Source organism: Agromyces sp. Y558, from assembly GCF_059445415.1.
In genome coordinates this window covers 381,075-387,984 of the sequence record NZ_JCAIUH010000004.1, presented here as the reverse complement: position 1 = coordinate 387,984, position 6,910 = coordinate 381,075, and the positions used below count along the sequence as shown (strand labels likewise).

Sequence of the window (6,910 nt, the reverse complement as noted above, 5' to 3'; positions counted from 1 at the left end):
GTGGTAACCCACATCGTCCCGGAGGTCCTCGCCTACATCACCCCACGTTCACAACGTGTCGGGGAAATACACCTAGGGCAGCCCACGCTCTTGGCGCTCAGGAGGCGCCGGAGCAATCCGTGCGCACATCAGACCGCCTCTCGCTTGATGTCGTTGTACAACTCTTCAACTCGAGAGACGTATTCGTATGCATCTGGGTTATGGACTTCGAAGATCGCCCTGAGGGCTTGGCTCTTCGGCCACGTATCTGCGGCTGGAACCGCCATGTACTTCTTGTAAAGGGGCAGCATCACTTCAGCTGTCGCGATGATGCCCTGCTCATCCGTTGAGACGTTGGGTACCTGCATGATTGTCCTCGTGTGAGCCCCCGTGAAGTTCTCCCAAATGCGCGCCACCGCTGGTCGGTTGAAATCCTCGAAGATCATCACCGCTAGGAGGATGTCCTGAAATCCAAGCTCATACTTCTCGAGAACATGGGCGAACTTGCGTCGAAACTTCTGGGCCCGTTTGAGCGCATATGTGGTCCGTTTGGAAGGGTCATCGTTCCGGCGGATGGATTGGAAAAGGCCATAAAGGAAAAGGATGACGACAAGCCAAAGGTCCGTTCGCAGGTTGGCCTCATCTGGGAGCAGTCGACTCAACCCGTTCTTGATGAGAACGTCGTACAAGAAGTACGAAATCCCGATCGAAAGTGCATGGAACACGAAGAACTGCAGTTTGTGGACTAGCGCCCAGCGCGCCCCGATGATGATCATCGTGGCCTGCAGCACCGCGTACCAAACGGAAACTGTCCAAATGTTGACGACTAGCCAGTCGAGATCCAGTGCGTAGAGGGCGATCGCCACGCCCACGATGCACAGCGGCGTAAACAACACGCGGTAGACGGCGTTGAACCCCACGCTGCTCTCGACCTGGAACAGGCTTGTGATCGGCTGATAGTCATTTCGGTAAGTGATTAGAAGCTTGCCGAGCCGCTCCGAAATAATCAGGAGCCCGAGGGCTATCAACGCATGCGCCCAGGCGTTCTGGTACACCTCGATCTGGGGTAGCTGGTCGGCAAGGCGCATGGGCACAAGTATGGATGACAGGAGTCGGCAGTGTGTTTAGTCTGCGAGCCAAAATCCCACGGCATCGAATCGCGGACAGGCCTTCCGCTGACGCGCCCGACCGCGCCTTCCAAGCGGCAATAACCCGTGCTCGCGCGCCCTTGTTGTCCAGCCCTGAGCGGTCGACAGCGCGACCTTGTTGATCTGCGCCATCGTCGCGCTCGGGTTCGCATCGCCCTGCCAGCAGTGGATCAGCTGGCTTCGTCTGGGGTGCGCCACCAGAGACCGTTCTCCGTGATCGGGTGAAAGCCGCAAAGCTGCAGTAGTGATCGGGACGCCTCTGGAGACGACTGGAGCAGATTTGCGAGCGAGGTCGCCGTCCACTCAGGTTGACGCTGAACGAATCGCACAAGCTCGTGATTGGCCTTGCCAGTGTTCTTCCAGCGGTGCACAGCTTCAAATGGCACACCTGCTCGTCGTCTCGCTGCAAATTGAACTAGCGCCAGCCCGGCAACCGCATAGCCGTAGATCTCGAAGCCGTTACGGATCAGGTCGAATACAACTTCGGCCGGGTAGAAGCCTGAATCTCCCCGCGGACCTCTTGCAGCCAATCGGAGATGCGGAGTTTCATCCGTGATCTCTGGGCCGAAAAACGTCGCGAAGGTTCCCACGCTCACGTCGAAAGGAACTCGGATGCTGGGCGGGACCCATTCGCCTCGCGGCGGGTTGATGTAGACGATCTCGTAGTGATATGGCACGTGGCCCGTGGCGTTGACGAGAGCGTCGGATTCGAGCGGGTCAGCATATTTCTTGTGCTCGAAGAGTGCAGCGTGCACGAAGGACTGCGATTCGGGCGCATCTATCTTCAAGAGACGGCGGTTCTCAGGTCCGTCCAGGTCGGATTCGAGAGTCAGGCGCATGTGAACGAACGTATGGCATGACTCGCGGCTAGACGTGCACGCGACTCAACGCGCCCATGTCATGCTGGCCCGGTGCAGGTGATGCTGTCTTGGTGGACGCCCGAAGAAGAGTACGTCCGACCGATTGAGATCTATGATCGGGCCCCTAACTTCCTCGACGCGGTAGCCGATGAAGTTGAACGTCTTGGCCTAAACGCCGCGCGAATTGCACTTTGGCGCGAGTGGCCAACGGACACCACCATCGCCGCAATCCTGTCGTTCGAGGGCGCGGACCGGGTGGACGGCCCGATCTTCATCGCCCGAGATGTCTCCGCGGCCGAGGTGGAAGCGTTCTCGGCTTCCTATGGGTTCGGCCATCGCTTGTGGTTGCGTGCGAACGAAGGCGTCGGCGGGGACGATATCTGGTCGTTTGTGGTTGACGTTCACGATTCGCTGCAGACTGTGTTCGAGTTCGCCGCCTACTTTCAGGTGATTCGCTTCGTATGGTTGGCTCCGCGCCGGACAAAAGACGAAGGCATCCGGAATGAGTTCCGGATCGCCGTGCAGTGCCATGACATTTCGGATGACCTACGTTCGTTCCTTCGCGATCGCGAGTCTTGGACCAGCCGTGAGTTGGAGAAAGAGTTCCGCCTAACCTTCGAATCGGTTTCAGAGATATTGACCCGCTGTGGTTTCAGTCCTCGTGGGGACCGGGTGGGGCGGGATGTGGTTTGGTACAAGGACCGTCCCAACAAGGGCCTTGGGTCATGAACGGGCCGGTCCGTCAACTTCGACCAGGAGTTGACTACTCCCTTTGGCCGCAACTCAAGTGGACGCGGGCTCGCCAATTGGGGGCGAGTTCTTTGCCTCCACCGAGCTCTACTCGACCAGCACGACCAAGGGGCTAGCCGCACAGTTCTCTGAAGATAGGCGCACTGTCACGTTCTGTGCCCGTGTGCACCGCTCCGCCCCTGTTTATGAATGGTCACTCCTCTTGGGCGATGTCATTCACAACTACCGGTCTGCGCTGGATGCGCTGGCCTGGGAGGTCGCACATCTCGATGGGAGGACTCCACACTCGCGTCATCTTCGAAGGATCTATTTCCCCATTTGCACAACGCGCAAGCAATGGGAGGAGCAAGTGAAGGGGCCGTTGTCATCAGTTCCGAAGGACATTCTGAGTCGCCTTGAAGCTGTTCAGCCGTTCTCATTCGAGCCAGTGGAGGAAGGCATTTTCGTCATCCTCCATGACCTCGATATTGCAGACAAGCACAAGGGTCTTCTGCGTGCGGATGTCATCGCCCGGGACAAGCATCATGTGAGCTTTGGGGCTTGGTTGGACAATGGCGACGACTTCTTCTCCCACGCCGTCGGACCCGGATGGGAGTGGATCGCAGGTACCGATCCCGTGCAGGACGGGGATCCGATCTTTCGAATCATGTCCGACGTTCCGATTCGCGAAGCAGAATGTGACATGGCATTGCCCGTAAGTATTGCGGTTCCTCACGGTGGACGCCTGCATGACGTTTTCGAGCTCCTTCGTATGGTTGACCAGCAGGTCGCGGACACCTTCCAACTGGTCGAAACTGGGCAGTTTCCAGATGACTTGGATCGCCGTCCTGGCTCGCTCGACTACATGGCGGAAGCACCGCCGAGTTTGTAGATTCCAGTGCAAGCGAGGCGCTGCTGCAGGATTGGCTCCTCAAGTACATTGGGGCGTGGCCGCCGTCGTGTTGCTGGTTCCAATGATCGTCGGCGCTCCGCTCCTTGGCTGAAGGGCTTCCACCGAATGAGTGGTTACGGATCGACTCGAGGTCAAAGAGCTGCCGTGGCGGACTGTCTCCAACAGTTGGTTGCGGCGATTCAACCAGTTCAACTCGCTGTCCGTGAGACTCACCCGTCGGGGGTTCTCAGAGTCGATCGGTCGAGAGACGTCAATGCTGCTGCTCGCCTAGTTGGCCTCGACGTCGCAATTACTACGGACTACCTGGCTTCCATCGCCGGCTTGCTTACGCTGCCGGCCTCCCATGGGCCGAGCGTCGCGGCGATCGAGCGAAGCTTCCTCGAAACCTGGGGTCGCGCCTGGTGGGTGATGAGCGCCCCGACTGCGACCCGCGCCGAACACCGCGCGAGAGCAATGATCGTGACCGAACTCGAAGCGGGTGCGAGCCGCGGAATCAGCATGCTCTCTGCAGAATCGATCGCGGATGCCATCAAGCGAGCGATAAGCGAGCGCGACGCCATAAAGGTCCTGGCAGCGGAGAAGGTCCCATCCCGCACGGACTTTGTGAGAAGCGTTCTGAAGGAGTGCGGCTGGGAGGAAGACGCAGCGGCGATTTACTCCCATCTATCGGGCGTCGCTCATGGCGAATCCGTCTTCACGGAGTCGCTCATCGAGAGACCCCCGACTCTCCCGCTCCCGGCGATCGCGTTGCCCACCGACAATCTGGGCAAGTACAGCCGGACGCTTTTCGGCGTCACCCTCATCTCCACCTCGCATTTGATCAGGATCTGGGGCGTCTCCGCTGCAATCGGCGACGCCTTCGTGCAAGTCGCGGCCGGAATTGGTCACCAGCTCGAGACAGTGCTCAGCACTCCAAGTTGATTGAGAGCGCCCAGATCGCGCCTTGTCGCGCAAGGTCGAGTTCCCCGTGCACTGTTTGAACGTTGGCGGCGTTCGGGCTAACCTGCGCGCCCGCGCCGCCCAGGCGGCAGCAGACCGCGCTCGCGGGTCTTCGTGATCCAGCCCTGCGCAGTCGAAAGCGCGACCCTATTGATCCGCGCCATCGTCGCGCTCGGATTCGCGTCGCCCTGCTGTGTGAGCCGGCCGTGCTGCAGCGCGACCATCTCGTAGAAGTCGGGCATACTCTTCGGGTCGCCCAGCGGCTTGAGCAGATCGCGCTCGCTGACCTTCCGCCCCGACGGCAGGACGATCTTCCCGCCCGTGATCGTCTCGGTTCGCTTCATCGCGAACAGCCGGTTGTTGATCGCAGCCTCGATGCGGGCGGTCGGCAGTTCGCGGAGGAGTTGGCTCGTGATCGGGTCACCCGGGCGCCACGGGAGGTAGATCACGCCGGTGATGCGGATCTCCTCGGGTACGGCGAAGAGCTGACGCTGCAGGCGGATCATCACGCGCGTGCGCGTGGATTCGTGCTCGATGTAGCGCCAGCGCCCGTCGATCGTCTCGTTCTGGTCGGAGACTTGCTGCCCCTGAGCCTCCTCTGTGTTGGCCCAATCGTTGTACCCGAGGAGCTCGTCGATCTGCGCGCTCGCGTCTTCACTCCGCTCGCCAGGTAAGCGCGTCGGCAGATACCACCCGTCGGGCAGGTCGGCCGCGTCGAGTAGTCCGTCTTGCGACTGGTTCGCCCATGGGGATGGGGATGGTTCGGGAAGGCCCATGGCTTGAGTCTAGCCACACAACTCAGGTACTTGCCGAAACCCGCGTGCAGTGATAATCTCAGGTACTTGCAACTAGCCGCGCGTGGGTCGGCATGCACGAGATGCCAGTCGGCGGCCGATGAGTCGAGGGGGAGCGTCATGGTCGACACCGCGTGGAGGGTCGAGTATCTGAGCCGAGTCGAGGCGGCCGAGCGGTGCCGCATCCCAGTCTCGAGCTTCGACAAGCTGCGCCACGACGGCCTCATCCCCGAGCCCGACGCCCATATGGTGAAGCACCTGCTCTGGAGCGCCGACACGATCGATGACCTGCTCGCCCGGGGCGGAACAGAACGCTGATGGCCGGGCGGCCGGACCGGGATACTCCGACCCGCGTCGATCCGAGAACGGGCCGCCCGCTCCCGGAGGGCATCCGCTGGCGCGCCGACCGGCAGCGGTACCAGATTCGCGTCGTTGGCCCGAGCGTCGAGGGCGGCGCGGCCGAACGTTCCCGCACCTTCCTGACGCTCGCCGAAGCCAAGCGCGAGCTGGCGAAGCTGGTCGCCGGCCGCAACCCGAACGGGTCGATGACGCTCGAGCAGTGGTACGAGAAGTACTGGCCCGCGATCGAGTCATCCATCCGCCCGGCGACCGCGCGCAGCTACGGAGTGGGTTGGCGGCTGCGGGTGAAGCCGAGCCTGGGCCGGCACCGGCTCGAAGACATCACCTCGCCGATGATCGAGTCCGCGATGGTGGCGTGGCCGGGCGGGGCATCCGCCAAGAACGATGCGCTCGCAGTGCTCTCACGCCTGCTGGATGGCGCGCGGCGCTCCCGGTTCATCGATCACAACCCGGCCCGCGAGGTGAAGCGGCCGAGCATGCGCGAGTCCATCTCGCCGGTCTCTCGCGCGCTCACGCTCGACCAGATCGGAACGCTCCTCGACCTCGTACCCGAGGGCGCCTACCGCGGCTACCTCGCCGCGCTCGTCTACACCGGGATGCGGGCGGGGGAGGCCACCGCGCTGCGCGTCGGTGACGTCGACTTCGACCGAGGTGTCATCCACGTCAGCCGATCGCTGAGTCCTGGTCAGCATGGCGAGCTGATCGAGCAGTCGCCGAAGAGCCACAAGTCCCGCGACGTCCCGCTGATCGACGCGCTGCGCCCGTACGCCGAGGCCGCCGCGAGAGGCAAGCAGACGAACGACCTGCTGTTCGCCGGACCCGACGGCGGCCGGCTCACCAACCACAACGCGCGACGAGGCGTCGGCTGGGAGACGCTTCGCGAGGCAATCGGCCGGCCAGACCTGCGCATCCACGACCTCCGGCACACCTTCGCAACCATCCTGTTCGACGCCGGCGCCAGCGCACCCGACGTGCAGGCGACCTTCGGGCACTCGAGCCTGCAGGTCACCGAGCGCTACTCGCGCGCCCGCGAGGGCGTTGCACTCCGCACCGGCGCGGTTCTTGAATGACGCGCTCAACAACGCGGGCGGCGAACCACCGAAACCAACCAGACGGCGGCCCCCTGCCGACCTTAATGGCACATTAATGGCACAGCCCCACCGGCGCCCTGGCGAGATCGCCCGCTGA

8 protein-coding genes are annotated in these 6,910 nt (G+C 62.1%); 5 read left to right on the top strand and 3 right to left on the bottom strand.

Annotated features, from left to right (window positions below; genetic code table 11):
* Positions 1-128 precede the first annotated feature (128 nt).
* Positions 129-1,067, bottom strand: a complete 939-nt coding sequence (locus tag AC1C2T_RS19420; protein WP_495363102.1) for a hypothetical protein — start codon at positions 1,065-1,067, stop codon at positions 129-131.
* 230 nt (positions 1,068-1,297) lie between these two features.
* Positions 1,298-1,966 (bottom strand): hypothetical protein, encoded by a 669-nt coding sequence (locus AC1C2T_RS19415; RefSeq protein WP_495363101.1) that lies wholly within the window; start codon positions 1,964-1,966, stop codon positions 1,298-1,300.
* Between the two features lie 72 nt (positions 1,967-2,038).
* Between AC1C2T_RS19415 and AC1C2T_RS19410 the strand changes: the two genes are divergently transcribed.
* From AC1C2T_RS19410 to AC1C2T_RS19400, 3 genes are all read left to right on the top strand, one after another.
* Positions 2,039-2,716 carry a hypothetical protein gene (locus AC1C2T_RS19410; RefSeq protein ID WP_495363100.1) on the top strand — a complete coding sequence of 226 codons (678 nt, stop codon included), beginning with the start codon at positions 2,039-2,041 and terminating at the stop codon, positions 2,714-2,716.
* 43 nt (positions 2,717-2,759) lie between these two features.
* The gene (locus tag AC1C2T_RS19405; protein WP_495386358.1) at positions 2,760-3,608 is read left to right on the top strand and encodes a hypothetical protein; all 849 of its coding nucleotides are present in this window, start codon (positions 2,760-2,762) and stop codon (positions 3,606-3,608) included.
* A 480-nt stretch (positions 3,609-4,088) separates the two neighbouring features.
* Positions 4,089-4,550, top strand: a complete 462-nt coding sequence (locus tag AC1C2T_RS19400; RefSeq protein WP_495363098.1) for a hypothetical protein — start codon at positions 4,089-4,091, stop codon at positions 4,548-4,550.
* A 77-nt stretch (positions 4,551-4,627) separates the two neighbouring features.
* On the opposite strand, the gene AC1C2T_RS19395 is transcribed toward AC1C2T_RS19400, so the two are convergent.
* Positions 4,628-5,344 carry a hypothetical protein gene (locus AC1C2T_RS19395; protein ID WP_495386357.1) on the bottom strand — a complete coding sequence of 239 codons (717 nt, stop codon included), beginning with the start codon at positions 5,342-5,344 and terminating at the stop codon, positions 4,628-4,630.
* Positions 5,345-5,482: 138 nt separating this feature from the next.
* Between AC1C2T_RS19395 and AC1C2T_RS19390 the strand changes: the two genes are divergently transcribed.
* Both AC1C2T_RS19390 and AC1C2T_RS19385 read left to right on the top strand, forming a co-directional pair.
* On the top strand, positions 5,483-5,680 hold the full coding sequence (locus AC1C2T_RS19390) for a hypothetical protein (protein ID WP_495386356.1): 198 nt from the start codon (positions 5,483-5,485) through the stop codon (positions 5,678-5,680).
* A complete protein-coding gene (locus tag AC1C2T_RS19385; protein WP_495386355.1) occupies positions 5,680-6,792 on the top strand; it encodes a tyrosine-type recombinase/integrase in 1,113 nt (370 codons plus the stop codon). The genes AC1C2T_RS19390 and AC1C2T_RS19385 overlap by 1 nt, the downstream gene beginning before the upstream one ends.
* Positions 6,793-6,910: the final 118 nt, after the last annotated feature.

What these genes read in the sequence shown, in the direction of transcription:
- AC1C2T_RS19420 (WP_495363102.1), bottom strand. Translation starts at nt 1,067, where the DNA reads ATGCGCCTTGCCGACCAGCTACCCCAGATCGAGGTGTACCAGAACGCC.
- AC1C2T_RS19415 (WP_495363101.1), bottom strand. Translation starts at nt 1,966, where the DNA reads ATGCGCCTGACTCTCGAATCCGACCTGGACGGACCTGAGAACCGCCGT.
- AC1C2T_RS19395 (WP_495386357.1), bottom strand. Translation starts at nt 5,344, where the DNA reads ATGGGCCTTCCCGAACCATCCCCATCCCCATGGGCGAACCAGTCGCAA.
- AC1C2T_RS19390 (WP_495386356.1), top strand. Translation starts at nt 5,483, where the DNA reads ATGGTCGACACCGCGTGGAGGGTCGAGTATCTGAGCCGAGTCGAGGCG.
- AC1C2T_RS19385 (WP_495386355.1), top strand. Translation starts at nt 5,680, where the DNA reads ATGGCCGGGCGGCCGGACCGGGATACTCCGACCCGCGTCGATCCGAGA.